The 16350-nt window shown below is 60.6% G+C and carries 15 protein-coding genes and 1 pseudogene; 2 read left to right on the top strand and 14 right to left on the bottom strand.

What is annotated here, in order from left to right:
* Positions 1-1268: pseudogene (locus FJ548_RS16230) on the bottom strand (hypothetical protein); the annotation flags it as partial.
* Positions 1269-1591: 323 nt separating this feature from the next.
* On the opposite strand from FJ548_RS16230, the gene FJ548_RS16235 reads away from it, so the two are divergent.
* Positions 1592-2572, top strand: coding sequence for a transglutaminase-like cysteine peptidase (locus FJ548_RS16235; RefSeq protein ID WP_140778394.1), 981 nt, complete (start codon positions 1592-1594; stop codon positions 2570-2572).
* Between the two features lie 36 nt (positions 2573-2608).
* Here the strand turns inward: FJ548_RS16235 and FJ548_RS16240 are convergent, their stop codons facing one another.
* The 4 genes from FJ548_RS16240 to FJ548_RS16255 are packed head-to-tail and all read right to left on the bottom strand — an operon-like array spanning position 2609 to position 8191.
* Positions 2609-3253, bottom strand: a complete 645-nt coding sequence (locus FJ548_RS16240; protein WP_140613016.1) for a ribbon-helix-helix domain-containing protein — start codon at positions 3251-3253, stop codon at positions 2609-2611.
* The gene (locus tag FJ548_RS16245; RefSeq protein WP_140613017.1) at positions 3243-4532 is read right to left on the bottom strand and encodes an HlyD family type I secretion periplasmic adaptor subunit; all 1290 of its coding nucleotides are present in this window, start codon (positions 4530-4532) and stop codon (positions 3243-3245) included. The genes FJ548_RS16240 and FJ548_RS16245 overlap by 11 nt, the downstream gene beginning before the upstream one ends.
* A 48-nt stretch (positions 4533-4580) precedes the next feature.
* Positions 4581-6713 (bottom strand): type I secretion system permease/ATPase, encoded by a 2133-nt coding sequence (locus tag FJ548_RS16250; protein WP_140778395.1) that lies wholly within the window; start codon positions 6711-6713, stop codon positions 4581-4583.
* Between the two features lie 29 nt (positions 6714-6742).
* On the bottom strand, positions 6743-8191 hold the full coding sequence (locus FJ548_RS16255) for a TolC family protein (RefSeq protein ID WP_140778396.1): 1449 nt from the start codon (positions 8189-8191) through the stop codon (positions 6743-6745).
* Between the two features lie 386 nt (positions 8192-8577).
* Between FJ548_RS16255 and FJ548_RS16260 the strand changes: the two genes are divergently transcribed.
* The gene (locus FJ548_RS16260) at positions 8578-9114 is read left to right on the top strand and encodes a hypothetical protein (protein WP_140778397.1); all 537 of its coding nucleotides are present in this window, start codon (positions 8578-8580) and stop codon (positions 9112-9114) included.
* A 147-nt stretch (positions 9115-9261) separates the two neighbouring features.
* Here the strand turns inward: FJ548_RS16260 and FJ548_RS16265 are convergent, their stop codons facing one another.
* The 9 genes from FJ548_RS16265 to FJ548_RS16305 form a co-directional block, all read right to left on the bottom strand.
* Positions 9262-9831 (bottom strand): hypothetical protein, encoded by a 570-nt coding sequence (locus FJ548_RS16265; protein ID WP_140761109.1) that lies wholly within the window; start codon positions 9829-9831, stop codon positions 9262-9264.
* The gene (locus FJ548_RS16270) at positions 9828-10400 is read right to left on the bottom strand and encodes a L,D-transpeptidase (protein WP_140778398.1); all 573 of its coding nucleotides are present in this window, start codon (positions 10398-10400) and stop codon (positions 9828-9830) included. Before FJ548_RS16270 ends, FJ548_RS16265 begins: the two co-directional genes overlap by 4 nt.
* Complete coding sequence (locus FJ548_RS16275; RefSeq protein ID WP_140778399.1) at positions 10387-11550, bottom strand: AAA family ATPase; 1164 nt, start codon at positions 11548-11550, stop codon at positions 10387-10389. Before FJ548_RS16275 ends, FJ548_RS16270 begins: the two co-directional genes overlap by 14 nt.
* The gene (locus FJ548_RS16280) at positions 11547-12182 is read right to left on the bottom strand and encodes a TadE/TadG family type IV pilus assembly protein (protein WP_246671627.1); all 636 of its coding nucleotides are present in this window, start codon (positions 12180-12182) and stop codon (positions 11547-11549) included. Before FJ548_RS16280 ends, FJ548_RS16275 begins: the two co-directional genes overlap by 4 nt.
* Positions 12176-12670, bottom strand: a complete 495-nt coding sequence (locus FJ548_RS16285; RefSeq protein WP_140613024.1) for a TadE/TadG family type IV pilus assembly protein — start codon at positions 12668-12670, stop codon at positions 12176-12178. Before FJ548_RS16285 ends, FJ548_RS16280 begins: the two co-directional genes overlap by 7 nt.
* 4 nt (positions 12671-12674) lie before the next feature.
* Positions 12675-12932 (bottom strand): hypothetical protein, encoded by a 258-nt coding sequence (locus FJ548_RS16290; protein ID WP_140613025.1) that lies wholly within the window; start codon positions 12930-12932, stop codon positions 12675-12677.
* A 159-nt stretch (positions 12933-13091) separates the two neighbouring features.
* Positions 13092-14546, bottom strand: a complete 1455-nt coding sequence (locus FJ548_RS16295) for a TadE/TadG family type IV pilus assembly protein (protein ID WP_140613026.1) — start codon at positions 14544-14546, stop codon at positions 13092-13094.
* A gap of 70 nt (positions 14547-14616) precedes the next feature.
* Positions 14617-14892: a hypothetical protein gene (locus tag FJ548_RS16300; protein WP_226890433.1), complete on the bottom strand. Its 276-nt coding sequence runs from the start codon at positions 14890-14892 to the stop codon at positions 14617-14619.
* A 4-nt stretch (positions 14893-14896) separates the two neighbouring features.
* Positions 14897-16339 (bottom strand): type II and III secretion system protein family protein, encoded by a 1443-nt coding sequence (locus FJ548_RS16305; RefSeq protein ID WP_140613028.1) that lies wholly within the window; start codon positions 16337-16339, stop codon positions 14897-14899.
* Between the last annotated feature and the right edge of the window lie 11 nt (positions 16340-16350).

The raw sequence follows: 16350 nt of genomic DNA on the forward strand, positions 1-16350 counted from the left end.
CCGTCCGCGTGCAGCAGCAGCGTGCCGTACTGGCCCGCGACCGACACGCCGCCGGCCGTCACGGCCTGCGCCGAGCCTGCGCCGTCCTTGCCATAGGCCGAGGTGACGCTGGCGCCGTCGGCGCCCTGCACGTCGGCCCCAGCGGCCGGGCTGTCCTCGCCGGCGCCGGTGATGACGTTGCCGCCATGGCCGGCAAAGTCCGCCGCCGCGATCGTCAGCGCGTCGGCATGCGCGACCGGCGCGTCGTCGACGATGGTGATGGTCAGGTTGCCGGGAGGCGCCGCATCGCCGTCGGCGTCCGTCACGCCAACCACGAAAGTGACGCTCGTGTTGTCGCCAGAGGTGTTGTTGGCAAGTGTATAGGAGTAATTGATCGTGCCGATACCGGTGGCGGCATCGAAGGCATAGCTCGCCGTCAGCGAACCCGTGGCGTCGGTGAAGGTCTGCGGCACCGTAGTCAGGGCATGGCCGCCGAGCGTGACCTGCGATACGCCGTCGGGCGACGTGAAGCCGATAGTCCCGGAGGTCATCTCCGAATTGGAACCAAAGGCCGAACCGGCGGGTTCGCCATTGTGTGCAGGCAGGCCAGCTTCGGAGACGGTCGCCTCCCCGACGAGCCCGATCGACGGTATGGAATTTGGCCTGACAAGGCCCGTGAAGAGCTCGCGGTTATCCGGCTGCCCGAACTGGAGGTCGGTTGGCGGCAGCAATGCCGACAGTCCAAATCCGTCGCCGATGCCGCCGGCAGGCTGTTCGAAATTTCCACCAGCGCTGCTTTGCGAGCCATTTCCGCCAGCCGAGATCGACCCGTCCGCGCCGAAGGCGACATCGATGTGGCTTGCCTCAAGCGCCGCGATCAAGGCAACGCGCGGCACCTCGACGTCACCGATGACGAAGGTCGGCACATTCAAGGCGCCGTCCTTGATGACGATGACGGAGCCGTCCGCCTGTTCAAGCAAGAGGTTGTGACCGTCGACCTTGATGTTGTCGATCGAAACATTGGCCGGGAGTTTGACGATGTTGCTCGCGTCGGCGGCGTATTCATGCGGGATATTTGCCGCCGGTGGAGCATTCACGGGCGCGCCGCCACCGACATCGACCGGCACGGGTTCGGCCGCGGCCGGTGCGGTTTGAGCCGGCGCCGCTGCCTGGTCCGCCGGGGCGGCTTGAGCAATCTGCACCTGCGCTGTCAGATCATGATGATCGCCGGAGACGTGATGCTCGTCCCACGAACCCGAAACGTTGTCCAACTCAATACTGGTCGCCATAGCTAAAACCCCTCCGGCATTTCCCGGAAAGAGACAGGCGATGCGTCGTTTTTGCAACGGTCCGTCAATCTATTCTATATATTTGGATATGCCTTCGATAAGCTTTTTTACGCTTGGTAAATGGCCTACATATAATGAGTTATATCTCACCTGAGAGGATGAGTTCGGTAGTCGGTACCGGTGGGGTGTTTTGGTAAACAGAAGTATAAATGTGAATAAAATTTTACACAAAATAGCTGATGCATATTTTTGGAAAGTTACCCACCTTCCTTTCCAGTAATTTGAGACAGGGTTGGTAGCGTCCACAGTCAAAGGTGGGCGTTATGAAAAAACAAAAAAATGTTCCGGGAACAACCCGAATCAAACTGCTCCTGCTGGCGGCTGGCCTCGCGGGCCTGGTGCAGCCGGCCCTTGCCGGCCAGGTTTTCAAGGGTTCCCTTCCCTGGAAGCCGGCCCTGGAGACGGTTCAGGCGCCGCCTTGTCTCGGCGGCATCTCCCTGCAGCGGTATCAATCCTGGCAGCCCGCCGCGTCTTATCAGATCAGCATTGGCCAGCTCAGCATTGGCCAGATCGGCATTGCTTTGAACGGCTACGGTCGCGTTCCCGCGGATAGTGGAATCGGCACGTCGACGGCGCAGGACAACCCCGGTATCGACCCCATGCAGACGGCGACGATCATCCCGGGTGTGTTCGGGTCGGTTGCCCTGTCCATGCATAATTTTCCCGTTTCGGCGCGCTGGGCACCCGTCTACCAGGCCATATCCAGTTGCACGCCGGACAGCGATTGCGGACGCAAGAGCCAGATTTTCGCCAACATCGTCTCGATCGCCCGGGGCAAGCCCTTCAGCGAAAAACTGTCGTTCGTCAACAGCAGCATCAATCACTTCATCGCCTACAAAAGCGACATCGACGTATACGGCAAGCTTGATTATTGGGCGAAACCTTCGGAGGTTCTTGCAAATCGCGCTGGCGACTGCGAGGATTTTGCCATTCTCAAGATGACGGCGTTGCTGCAGGCGGGTATTCCGGCGCAAAGCATGTCGCTGGTGGTGCTCCAGGATCGCAAGCGCAGGTTCTTTCATGCCGTGCTTGCGGTGAGCACCGCAAGCGGCGCGTTCATTCTGGACAGCCTTGGCAACAAGGTCCTCAGGGATAGCGACCTCCCGGACTATCAGCCGCTGTATTCGTTCAGCACCGACCGGGCCTGGATTCACGGGACGAAAGCCGGTGCCGCGCAAGTGGCCGACCTCAAGGGTAACTTCCAGTCGGTCGCACCCGGCGAGGGTTTGACGGATGGTCAGTGACAGCCAGGGCGGACGCCTCCAATCCGCATTGAGCAGTCAGCCGTTGAAGACAAACGCCATCAACAATTCGGGCTCCAGCACAGGCGCGCGCACCGCGTTCAACTGGCCTCGATAGCGACGTTCGCCGGCGCCAATGACGAAGCCGCTTGTCACCGGGGTTTCGCCGTTGGCGTCGAGGCGCGCGAATATGTCGGCGACACCGATGTCCAATGCCAGCTTGAGGTCTTGGCGCGCGTCATCGTTCGGCGTCATGGGCAGCTGACGCTTGACCAATTGCTGGAAAGCCGCATTGAACGTCAGGATCTTCTTCGACGATGCAAGAGCGAAGGCGGGCGAGGGACAAGCGACCAGAATGGCGTTGACTGTTTTGATCGATGCCAGCTTGCGCAAAGTCAGGTTTTCGTTCGCAAGTGCGCGTATGCAAGCCACCCGGATTGCCGACGTCAGGTTTCCCGTCTCGGAGTGATTGCCAGCGATTTCGTCAATCAGCATACCGATCGTGCATCGCCTGTTCTCCGCCATCTGCTTGAGCGAAATCCAGAAAGCCCGCTCCAGCCGTATGCCGCGCCGTACGCCACCGCGCGTTACAACCCGGAATTCCAGCCCAAAATCCTCTGTTGCGAGGGGCAGGAGCGGCCGGGCACCTTGGGGTGGAGGGGAGGAGGCGACGCTATCGTTCACTCATTGCCTCCTCTCGCGCCTTGTTGATCGGTTTCAAAAGGTAGGTCAGGATTGTCTTGCGTCCGGTCTTGATGTCGACCGAACAGATCATGCCGGGGATGATCGAATAGGCCTTTCCATCTCTCTCAAGCGTCGACTTTTCGGTGGCAACACGAACCTGGTAGTACGGCTCTCCGGTTTTCTGGTCGACAAGGCTGTCCGCGGTGATGTTGGAGACTTTGCCTTCGATGCCGCCGAAGATCGAGAAATCGTAGGCGGTGACCTTTATCAGGGCATCCTGATCCGGGCGGATAAAGGCGACGTCGCGTGGTGAAACACGCGCTTCGACCAGCAATGTCTCGGAAGTGGGCACGATTCCGGCAACGATGGCCCCTGGCTGCACGAAGGCGCCAACCGTGTTCAGCTCCAGCGTGTTGACGATGCCGTCCACGGGAGAGCGGATGTCGGTGCGTGCGACCTTGTCGGTTGCACCGCGGATGGTCTCATCCACCACCGAAAGATCAGCGAGCGCCTGTGTCAGATCACCCAGCGCTTCCTGCTTCAACTGCAGGCCCAGCTCATCGACCTGGAGCTGGGCTTCGGTGATCGCCGACTTGGCTTTCCTTATCGTCTCGCCGGCCAAATTCAACTGGCCGTTGAGTTCGGTTTGCTGCTGCTCGGCCTTCAGCTGCTCGGTTCTGGCCATCAAGCCTTTCTTTGCCATCGACTCGACCAGCTTCGTCTGCTGGTCGCTTACCGCCAGGTTCTTGATCAGGCGCTCGGAATTGGCGTTCGCCTCGTCCAGTTCCCTTTGGCGCTGGTCGAGGCGCGACTTGAGTACTGACAGCTTGTTGTCAAAGTTCTCGCGCCGGGCGACGAGCAGGTTTTGCTCATTGTCGCAAATCTGCGGAGCAACCGACTGTATGTCCTGGGGGCAAGGGAACGAGCCCGCGAGATTGCCGGTCTGTTCGTATTTGAGCCTGGCGATGCGCGCTTCAAGCGCACGCGCCTTCGCCTGCTGTTCACCGAGACTGGAGGTATTCAACGTGTTGTCGAGGCGTATGATAAGATCGTTCTTTTTGACGATTTGGCCGATCTGCACCGCTATTTCCTGAACGACACCCGGCTCGCTGGCTTGAATGATCTGGGTCTTCGAGGCCGGTATGACCTTGCCGTCACCGCGCGCGATTTCGTCCACCTCGGCAAAGGACGCCCAAGCAATAAATGCGACAAAGAGCGCCGCTATGATGAATATGGACGCCGTCGCAAAAAGCGGCGGGCGGTCTTCCCTTGCAAGCATTTCCCATGCCCCATTACGTCGAGACCGGGCTCGACATGGTTCTCTTCTTCAGGCGCTGTTTTTCTGCAGCGCTTGAATGACTTGTTCTTTCGGTCCATCGGCAACGATCCGGCCTTGATCGATGACAATTAGCCGTTCGGCCAACTCGAGCATGCTGAAGCGGTGGGTTGAGACGATCAGCGTCGTATCCCGGTCAAAAGCCGATTTGAGCTGCTTTATCAGCTGCCGCTCCGAGGCCAGATCCATCGAGCCCGACGGCTCGTCCAAGAAGACAATTTTCGGTTTGGTCAGCAGCAGTCGTGCAATCGCCACGGTCTGTCTCTGACCTCCGGAGAGATTGGTGCCTCGCTCGCCGACATTCATGTCGTAGCCGCGCGGGTGGCGAGAGACAAATTCATCGACGCCGGCGGCCTTGGCGGCTTCGATGATCTGCTCGTCGGTTGCTTCCGGATGTGCCATCAGGAGGTTTTCCTTGATGGTGCCCGAAAACAGATCGCCCGCCTGCGCGACAATGCCTACGGCGCGGCGCACCTCCGAAGGGTGATACTGGCGGATATCGATGCCATCCAGCAAAAGCTCTCCAGAGGTCGGCAGGAAAAGCCTGCCGATCAGCCGCCCCATCGTCGTCTTGCCCGATCCTATACGGCCGATGATGCCGATCCGCTCTCCCGGTTTCACCGGGAAATTCAGGCCGGACAACACCTCGTTTTCCGAACCGGGATAGACGAACCCGACATTCTTGAACACCATCGCGCCGTTGCGGATGGGGCGGTTGACGAAGCCAACCGTGTCCGGCCGGTCCTCCGGCTGAGCCATGATCGAGTTCACCATCCTCAACGAGAGCATGGCCTGGCGAAACCTGGACAGGGTGATTGCGATCTGGCCGAGCGGAGCCACGGCACGGCTCGCCAGCATCACCGTTCCTATGATCGCTCCTGTCGAGACGTGCCCTTCGGAAAAGGCATAGGCGCCAGCCACGACCAGAGCGACGGTCACCAGCTGCTGAATGGCTTGGGTGATGTTTCCCGCGGCCGCCGAAAGCTGCTTGATCTTCTCGGATGTGTTGGCGGCGTTCTTCGAGTGCTCGCCCCATTTCCTCAAGAGATACGCTTCGGCGCGCAGCGACTTGATTGTTTCCAGTGTGGAAATGGACTCGACCAGCAGGGCCTGGCGTTGCGAAGCCTCGTTCATCGAGGCGGCCACCCGCTTGCCGATGCGCCGCTGCGTGACAAGGCCGACTATGACGGATGCGACGAAGGCCAGCGCCGGTATGATTACCAGCCATCCGCCGATCGCGTAGATGACGAGCAGAAAGACGAAGACGAAGGCCGTATCGATGAAGACGCTGATGGTGTTCGAGGTAAAGAACTCTCGCACGAACTCATATTGAGTGACCCGATTTGCGTATTCGCCGGTCGAGCCGGGGCGCGCCGACAGCGACGAGTTGAGCACCTTTTCGAACAAAAGATACGATATCCGGAGATCCGCCTTTCGTCCGGCATAGTCGATCAGCGAAGCCCGCGCCGTCTTCAGAAGCAGGTCAAACAGGATGACGGCGCCGATCCCGATCGCCAGCACCCAGAGCGTGGATATCGCCTTGTTGGGCAATATCCTGTCATAGACGTTCATGGTGAAGATCGGGGAGGCAATGGCCAGAAGATTGATGAATATCGCCGACAGGACGACCTTCGAATAGGTGCGCCAGAAAGCGCCCATCGTACCCGTCAGCCAATGGCGCCGTTCGATTTTCTGCGCCGAACCGACGTTCATTGCCTCGGTGGCGTTGGCGTAGGTGATCGAGAAGGACGCGCCGCCGCTGATGTAACTCGCGGCCAGTTCAGACCTGCCGATGGTCGTGCGCCCGTCTTCCTGCGGGGCGGTGAGATAGTCTCCACCGTCGATTTCCGACAGCAGGGCGATGGGCAATTGACTGGCACGGAAGAGAATCGCCGGAAGATCGACACGACCGCTCAGGAAGTCGCGGTGATTGAACTCCTTGACCTCGAGGCCGATGCGCTCGGCAAGATGCCTGATCTCGGCGATCTCGATACGCGTCTCTGAAACAGGCACCCCGGCAAAAAGCACGGTTTCCGCGCTCGGCCGGCCGAGATACGCGGCAACCGCCGAAAAGCAGGCCTTGAAGGCCTCTTTAGGGGTCAGGATATTTGGCTGCTTGTTCACGACCCGTCCGCCAGGACTTCAGTCAAACCTCATTTCTTCCTTACCGGGGCAAGAATGTCGAAAGGCAGATCGTTCTTCTGCTCCGACGGCGTCCGTGCATAGGTTTCGGTGTCCGCTGTCGGCGGAACGGCAAACTCTGTCTGCGCATAGGCCGTGGCCTGTTTGGCCGGCTGAATATCCATCGTCTTCAGAAGCTGTCCCGTCGCTGCCAGCAGGCGATATTGGGCGAACAGCGAGGCATAGGAGGCGGTATCGGCCAGCGTCGCCGTGTTGAAACGCGTATTCTGCGCGTCAAGCACGTCGAGCAGCGAGCGCTGCCCAACCTTGAACTGTTCGCGATACGACGCGACCAGCCTCTCATTGGTGGCGGCCTGCAGCTTCAGGGTCTTTGCCAGATCGGCTTGCCGGAAGCGGCGATCCCACGAAGTGCGGACAGCCTCCTCGATTTCGCGCAGGACCTGATGCAGGGCAAGCCGCTGTTCGCTGGTGCGACGGATCTGCTCCTGCTCATTGGCCTTGTCTATCCCGCCCCGGTAGAGGTTCCAGCGCAACACCAGGCGCGCCTGAAGGTCGGATGTGTCGCCATTGTCGCCGTCGATATCGTATCCGGCCCGTGCAGTGCCTTCGGCGACAATCGAGGGGCCGTACTTGGCCCGGGCCGCGTCGACCAGCGAGGCCGCAGCGTCGATATCGCTGTTGGCCATGTGGACGCGCGGGTTGTTCTGCCGCGCCAGGCCCAGCGCATCATCCAGCGACTTCGGCAGCGCAACGGAAACATCGCCTGGCCTCGACGCATTGGTCAGCGGCTTCCCGACAGTCTTGAAGAACCGTATCCTCGAAGCCTCCAGCTCTTCCGAGGCTTCCTGCATGCGGGCCTTGGCCGCAAACAGCCGCTCCTCGGCCTGTTGCCGATCGGCTTCGTTCAATCCGCCGCCCGCAATGCCTTCCTTGATGTCGTGGAGAATTGCTTGATGGAACCCCAGGTTCTTCTTCGCTTCGGTGACGATTGAAGCCTGCAGCATATATTCAAGATAGTCCTGGACAACCGAGAGCCCGATGAATTCGGACCGCTCCAGCACGCGGAACGAAGCGCCATCGACCCGCGAGGCTTGACGGTTCATCTCGGCCCGCCTTGCGCCGCTGTCATAGACCGTCTGCGAAACCACGAGATCGGCCTCGGATGGATACAGGCTGTCCTTGTCAATGGAAAGCGCGCGGCGGGACGAGTTGTCCAGGCGGCGAGCCCCGGCGGATGCCTCCACGTCCACACTGGGAAGATAGAGCCCTTTCGCCTGACGCAATTCGAATTCGATCGCCTCGCGGTTTTCGATGGCCTGGCCGATCTCGGGATTGGACTCCACGGCGACCGCCATGGCCTCCTTCAGCGTCAGGGCATCGGCACTGCCGCAAGCCAGAAGCGATACCGTTACCAAAAGACCAAGGCGCTTGCCAATGGTCGAAGAACCTGTCGTCTTCATTTTCCCACCCACGTTTTCCCGCGCCTTTTTTGAAGAGCGCTGCAACCCAAACTACCCCAGCTGGCTTTGCTCAATATCCGGCAAAATCGCATATTGCGTTAGTATTTACTGATTTAGTTATACTAGGAGGGGCGATTCCGAGCATAAGTTTGGGGAATGTAGCAAAAATGGCACATACCCCGGACCCGCTGAGGTTGTGAGTGAAGGCCGCCGGCGTGAACAAGGGCGCTGCAAGAAAGCGCGAAGTTCTTGGCAGCAGATTCCCGGTGGTACGCGGAGGGGATCTTCGCCCGCACTTGCCGACGGTTGCCGATACAAATGCAAAACGTCCCGTTAAGTCTCGCGCAACCCATGTGGCGTAATCTGCCGCCAGATTGGGAGGCATCATGAAGCGCAAACCACTCTTACTTTTCGCCTTTCCGGCTTTTGTCCTGCTGATCCTGGCGACAGAGCGAACAGCCACGGTCCTGCTCGGAACCTATCCAGCAAGCGCCAATATGTGGAGGATCTGGCTTGCCTTGCACCCGTCGTCCGGCATGTTCTGGCAACAGGTCGATTTCTATCTGGCGGGGTCGATGGGCCTGGACTTTGCCTTGCTGGGCGCCGTCCTGGGAGTCTGCTGGGTGGCATGTCGGGCCAGAAGCTCGGCGGCTTTCTTTCTTGCCAACCATGGCACCTTGATCGTCGCGGCATCGATGATTTTCATCGGCGGCCACTCGCAGACCGCAAGCACCATTGCCGCGTTTACGGCGCCGAGCGGTTTTCAATTCTCACTGGTGATGGACTTCACTTGGCTGAACGGCCTGCTGTCGGTCATGGGAGTGGCGACGTGCGCCTATTGTCACTTTGCCTATCTGGGTGAGCTCAGGATGCGCGTTGAATCGCGGCGTGTCCGGGTTCTGGCACTGCAGAGAGATTTCTAGTCGGGCGCCGGCCGTTCGCCGCGCTGTACCGCCTGTGCAGACCCTAAACCGCGTCGCGCCGAAACGGCTTCAGACGACGCGCTCCAGTTTTTTGTTTCCATGCATGCCGTTGTCCCAAAACCGAGATCACTTTTGGGCGGCAATGCATCAGTTTATCTTGTGATAGGTGACCTTGCCCTCGGGGGATACGATCCGCTGGTAGTTGGAGCTTGGCGCCGGAGGCACCGCCGGAGCCGGCCTCCTTCGAGGCGCCCGCGGCAGGTCCTCGACGGCAGGCTGGGCGTCCGGTTCGGAGGCACTGGCAACTGCCGCCGGCGCTTCGACGGGCGGGGAAAGCTCCACGACGCGCGGCTCGTCGCCACCGTGATTTCCCGACATTTCCGGTGCCTGCCGGGCGATGTTGGCGTTGACCTCGCCGAAGCTCGCCCGCAGCCGATCATCCAACGCCTCGAACCGGCTTTGAAATCCGTTGTTGACCGTATCCAGCCGCGCGCTCATTCGCTGCTCGAACTGGCCGAGGTCCTCCAGCCGCGCCTCAAGCGCGCGCAGGTCGTTGATGCCACGATAGAGATAGACGGCCGCGGTGGCGTTCAGAAGAGCAAACAGCGTCAGGCCGACACAAACGGCAACGGCAAGTCTGGACCGGCTCTTCTCCTTGTCGAGCAATAACGGTTCTACCGCTGCCACCAGTTCGTCCGGATCGCTGATCGTCGTCATTGGACCACCACCTTGGTGCCGACCGGCACGCGCCTGAAAAGATCGATGACATCGGTATTGGTCAGGCGAAAACAGCCCGACGTCCCGTCGAAACCCACGCCGGAAGGGTCGTTGGTGCCATGGATGCGATACAGCGTGTCGCGACCATCCCGTAGCAGGTAGAGCGCCCTGGCGCCGAGCGGATTGTACGGCCCCGCGGGAACCATCTCCGGCAACTCCGGCTGCCGCGCACGCATTTCCCGGGGCGGCCGCCATTCGGGCCATTCCGTCTTTGCACCCACCTGGACCGTACCCGTCCAGCCAAATCCATCCCGTCCGACACTGATCTGGTAGCGCAGCGCCTTGCCCTGGCCGGTCACCAGGTAGAGCGCTTTTTCCTGCTTGCGGATGATGATGGTTCCAACGTTCTCGGCGGTGGGAAACGCCACCATCTTGCGCAGGCTGGGACCCATGGCCGGCAATGGCGGGCGGCTGCCCGCCGACGCGATCTGTGCGGCGGCAAGCACCAGCGCCAGGCCGACAAGCCAGCAGGCCGTCAGCCGAAAGCGGGGATGGCTAGCGGGCCGCATCGCCGAGCCGCTCCCGGAACATCTTCTTCAGATCCTTGTTGAAGCGCGCCCGCCCATCCACTTCCGACGGCAGCATCGCGCGGTTCAAGGCGTCGGCCAGCAGCGCATTGTCGAGGGCGACCGACTTGATGTGCGGCGCCTTGAAGATCTTCTCCAGCTCACTGCGCGAGAAGTGGTTGCCGAACCATTTGCGCTTGTGCTTGTTGGCCACCAGGGTGATGTTGACGGCATTGCCGCGCAGCTCACGGATCTTCTTGTAGAGCCGTTTGCCTTGCCGCAGCGAAGCGACATTGAGTTCGAAGACGATGAAGATCTCGTCGCTCGTCGACAGAACGGAATCGTGCCAGGGCGTTTCGAGGTTGGGCAGGTCGATGACGATGTCGTCGAACCGGTAGGCGACGAGGTCCAGCAGCCGGAAGACGAAATCGCTGCCCTGCGCCTCGAAAGGCAGTTGCGGCCGCTCGAAGGCATAGAGGGTAAGGCCGGACGGTCGCGACAGCTTGATGACGTCCATGAGTTCGACATCGAGCCGATCCGGCTGGCCGATTATGCCAGCAAGATCGAACTGGTTGAACAGGTTGAGATAGGCGCCGCAATTGGCGCTCTGGAAATCGAGATCGACCAGGCAGGTCGAAGCCGCGCGTTCGGCCGATTTCGAGGCCAGGAACTCCGCCGCCGAGAGCGCAAGCGTCGTGGCACCCGCGCCGCCGCTGGCGCTGATGAAGGTGATGATGCGGCTCTTCGCTCCCTGGCTGCCAGTGTCGTGGAAGGTGACGGCGTTGAGCAGTTCCTTGCCGTCGAGCGGCTTGTGCAGCCAGTCGGAGGCGTTCATGCGCACCAGCACGCGCGTCTGCTCCGACGTCAGCTCATTGGAAACCGCAATCAGCGGCACGGTCGCCCACAGCGCGCGCGCCTCGACGATGCCAGGGCTGGCGAGCAATTCGCCATCGCCGAGATCGAGGATGACGATGCCCGGGCGCGTATCGGCGGGCGGCCCCTTGAGGAAATCACCGGTCTCCGAGATCCGCACGTCATAGATCGCCAGCGCATCGAGCCGCGTTGTGACATCCCGCTTGAAATTCGGATCCGACGAAAACAGCGCGACCTGCTTTCGCTTGGTCGGCAGGACCTTGGTGTTGATGGCATTCATGGATACGTGCTCTTCATGTCTTCGCCCGTGACCGTGCTCAGCATCGAGGGCATGGTGATGGTTCCGAATCCGCGAAACCCGGCCAGAAAGAAGAACTGGAAGGGATGATTGACAACGCTGACGGTGATCGTCGGTACCGCTCCGTTGGGGCGCGTCCAGTAACCGAGGCCCGAAGCCTGGTACTGAATCTGGACCTCGGATTTCAGAAGAGTTGGCAGGAATGTCAGCATTCCCGGCCGTGTGCTGCTGCCACTAAAAATAAAATCGAAAGCGGCTTGGCTCACATTGAGGTTCTGGCATGTAGCGCCTGTTCCACAGGTGCAGGATACAACTCCGGCGGCATTGGCCGTACAGATGTAGCTGTAGGTGTTGGCTGGAACCGCTTTTCCCACATCCAGTGAGTCGCTGGGTGTTTTTGCCTCGAGCAGAAGTCCGCTGGCGATCGGAGCGGAAATCTGCGCCAGCCTGGCGCCGGCCTGCACCGCTTTGTTGCCGGCGTTCCACTGGTAGAAGGCGTAGCCGAAGTCGACGAAGCCGAGGAGAAGCGTCAGCAGCAGCGGCATTGCAATGGCCATCTCGACCATTGTCGCGCCGGATTGGTTTCTCCAGAACGTGTCGTGCGACATCACCATCCGAAGACACGCTCCTGATGGAGTACCGAAAGCGTGAGGGCGCCGAAGCCAAGATAGGACCAGAGGCCCAGAGTAGGGTACGGATATGCGGTGCTGACCTGCACGACATCGACGGTGCCGGTGCTGCTGAGATAAAGCTGGGTACCGGTCGCGGCATCGATCGCCGCGGTCGATGTCTTGCTGATGGTGACTTGACTCGTGGTCCACCCGGTAACCCTCGCGCTACCATTCGTGATGGCCCCATTCACTGCCAGATTTTTTGCCAATCCCGAACAAGTGTTCCAGTCACTGCTGCAGCGCGCCATATAGCGAGAGGCATCCTCTACGCCGGCTTCGAGAAGCAGGCGCGTGTTGAAGATGTTCGAGAACTCGAAGACACCGGCCGACAGCAGCAATACGAATGGCGTAACGATCGCCACCTCGACCAGGGCAGCGCCTTGTTCGTCGTGGTGGAACAGCCGGAGGAATTGTCTGAGTGCGATGAACATGGCGCTACCGGTACAATTGCGCTTCGTTACGCTGCAGCTTCTTCAGCGTGTTTTGGCCGGCGACAGTGCTGATATCCTCGATCTCGCCATAGATGTCGGCGTTGGGTGGCCCCCCGGCCGGCTCCGTCAAGAACACACTCGCAAATGCCTGCACGGGCAAGGTCTGTCCGCCGCCGTGAACATTGTTGGCCGTGCAGTCGACGATCGCGACATACGGTAGCCGCCTGTCGGCGGCATTTGCCTTGGGGCTTTCAGTCGTCACCTGCATGACCTCGTGAAATTGCAGTTCCGGCAATGACCGCGATCGGCTGCTTAAGCTGCGATGCAGCGGCGGCGGCTGAAACACCTAGAGCGTTACAGCCGGCATCCGACGTCTGGGCCATCGCCGGCGAGGATAGCAGGACGAATAGGACAGTGAGCTTCATCGGTAAAGCTGCGCCTCGTCTCTTTGGAACTTGGTCAGGGTGCCTGTGCCCCACTGAGACGAGATGTCGACGATCTCGCCGTAGACGTTGGCATTAGGCGGACTGTCCGCCGGTTGTGTCAGGAAGAAACTGGCAAAGGCATCGACAGGGTACGGGCCACCATTGCCCTGCACGCTGACCCCACCATTGGTCGTGTCGCAATTCAGTATCGCCACATAGACAAGCCGGCGAGCCGGGTCCGTCGAAGAGGTATTACAAGCCGGGGTAACGGGTTCTGCGCCGTGGTTGGCAAGGTTCTGCAGTTCCCATTGATAGACCTCATAGCGGCTCGCATTAGCGTCTAGTCCAGTGCCGGCAGGCGGCCATGAAGTGATTGCCGGGGTATGGTTGACGTTCCAGTACCCCTTGCGGTCCCAGTCGCCGTCACCCAACCGGTCCGGCTGCGGTGACGTGCAGTTCGGAAGGCAAGTATCCTGCGGAAGGGCTTTGTAGCTCGACAGCTGGGTGCCGCTCGGGGCGACGTAACCGCAATTCTTGCCCTTCACGTCGGTCACCATGCCCTTGATTGTGTTTGGTGCGGGCGGATCGGTAACAGGATCGACGCCGCTGCCGTTCCCATTGGGGTAGATGTCAAATCGTGTGTTGAAGCCGTCATTGATCGGCGGTCTGTTGCCTGGGCCGGTACGGACGCCGTTCTGGCTATAACATGCCTTCGGGCTTACGGCCGCGACCATTTGTGTGATTTCCGTGGTGCCAGTGCCGCCGTCAGGTGTCTGTAGAAACCCGTAGTTACCGGGTCCAAACTGCGCGCCGGGGCCTTGCTGCTTGAGGACCATCATCGACCGCTTGTGCCCTTGAATTGCCGAGGCAAGATTGGCCAGGTTCGTATAGGGGTTGCAGATGAACATCGGCGTGAAGTCGCAAACCGCACGATTGAAGCCAGCTACAGCAACGGCGCCGATATTGAACGAACCGCTTCCGCCGCCAACGATCGACACCGGGAATATCGCGGAGAACCCGACCGGAGTAGCGGTGACCTCGACGAACCGGGCCGAACTGGCACCGGCAACCTCATCCGTGATGACGTCCGCAGCTCCTATTGCCGTCTCGTCACTGGCGGGGATGGAACGAAGATAGCGTCTCGTCACGCCGGCTCGTAGTAGAGCTTGGGGGCCGCCGGCGGCATCGGAGGAAAAGTAGGTGTTGCCGAGCACCAGAGTGGCTAGGGCGCGGTCGGCGCGCACGATGGCGTCCGTCTTGCCGTCGAGCTCTCCAGCGCCAGCGAGCGCCATCGCATCGGCACCCTTCTGCAGGTCATTATGAAGCCCGTTGAGCCGGCTCACATCAATCGCCAGCACCGCAAAGCCGATAAGCACCGGGATCATGATGGCGACGAGGATCATCGCGATGCCGCGTTGATCGTTCCAGAAGGCACGAATGGTCCTCAACATGACCGTTCTCTCTGCTCTCTTGCGCAAGGGCCCTCGCATGCCCGGCGCCCTCCGCATCCTTTCGTTCAGTTCACTGCTTTGTCACGCCCGACCCGCCGACATTGACCGTGATGGCTGGTGGCGGCGGCGGTGGCGGCGGGAATTTGTAATTTTGGGCAACGGCGGCAGCGCGCGTGCCGTCGCCTTCGATATGCGTGTTCCTGGAGGCCGGATTGAGCGGATCGACCGTCTGCAGCATCGAGTTGAACTTCTGCGTGTCGCCGGCGGCCAAGGTCACGGTGTCGTAATGGTTCAGATAGTCCGCGGCGCAGCCCGAAAGCGACCCGGCACACAGAATGAGGATCAAGGCGCTATTTCTTGACATAAAGCATCTTGTCCTTCGATTTGAAGTCGAGCATATGGCCATAGGGGCCGGTGACGCCGTCGCCCGTCTCGTATTTCCGTATCATGTCCTTGTTGACTTCGAGCTGGCCGAGCACGAAGAATTCGGGATCGTTGGCGGGCCGGGTCTTGTCGAGCGGCGTCGCCAGTTGCTCGCCGGGCTTCACCGGCCGCACGAGATGCGGCGTGACGATGACAACCAGTTCGGTTTCTTCCTTCTGGTTGCTGGAATTGCGGAACAGCGTCCCGATGACGGGTACCTGGCCGAGCCATGGCACCTGGTTCTGCAGCTTGGTGGTCTTGCTGGACAGAAGCCCGCCGACCGCGAAGCTCTGGCCATCGCGCAGTTCGACGACGGTTTCCAGCTTGCGGTTGGTGAAGATCGGATCGCCGGCGGTGGTGAAGCCGGTCAGGTCGCTGACCTCCGGTGCCAGCTTGATGTGGATCTTGTCGTCAGCGAGCACGATCGGCGTGAAATTCAGATTGACGCCGAACTGCTTGTACTCGATCTGGACCTGGCCATTGGCGTCGACGCTGCGGATGGGGACCTGGCCGCCGGCGTTGAAGCTGGCCGCCTCGCCGGAGAGCGTGGTCAGGTTCGGCTCTGCCAGCGTGCGCACCACGCCCTTGGCCTCAAGGGCTTCAATGATCAGATCGACCTTGATGTTGCTGTCGATGACGCGCGTGATCAAGGCTGCGAAGGGATTGCTGTTCGAAAGCAGACCGCTGACAAGGTCGCCTGCCCCGAGCTCCGCCCCGTCCTTGTCCACGGTGGCAATACCAGTTCCGACCCGGGTCGTGCCCCGACTGTTGGTGCTCTTGATCGACACACCGAGGTCGCGTCCGGCATTGCGCTTCGCCTCGAGCACGCGCACTTCGAGGTTGACCTGCTGGCTGTCGTCCACCGTGACGGCGTTGATGATGGCGTCTGGACCGTATTGCTGGGCTACCTCCATGATTGCCGCAAGCGTGGCGCCGTCCTTGACATGACCGCCAAGCCGCACCCGGCCGTTGACCGAGCCGATCTCGATACGCGACCTTGGCGAAACCTGGCGGATCGCCGCCGCCATATCGCTGACATCGACGCCGACCTCGATCTGGATGACGCCGAGCGAACGTTTGTCCGTGGAGAAGAGATTGACCGTGGTGGTGCCGGCGCCCTTGCCGATGACATAGAGCGTGCGGTCGGTCATCGGCTGCGCATCGGCGATCTTCTCGTCGCCGACGACTATGTCGCCGAGGTTGGCATTCACCTGGATCGTCACCGATTGCGACATCGGCAGGAAAACACGATGGACGCTGGGGTTCGACACGTCGATGAAGCGGTCGGCCGCATCGGCCGTGAGGCTCGATAGCAACAGCGTCGCCACACAAGACAACGCGGCCGCCGCTATCCTCCAGAAATCTTGCATCCCCGTCTCCC

Source organism: Mesorhizobium sp. B2-4-17 (assembly GCF_006441275.1).
Lineage (GTDB): Bacteria > Pseudomonadota > Alphaproteobacteria > Rhizobiales > Rhizobiaceae > Mesorhizobium.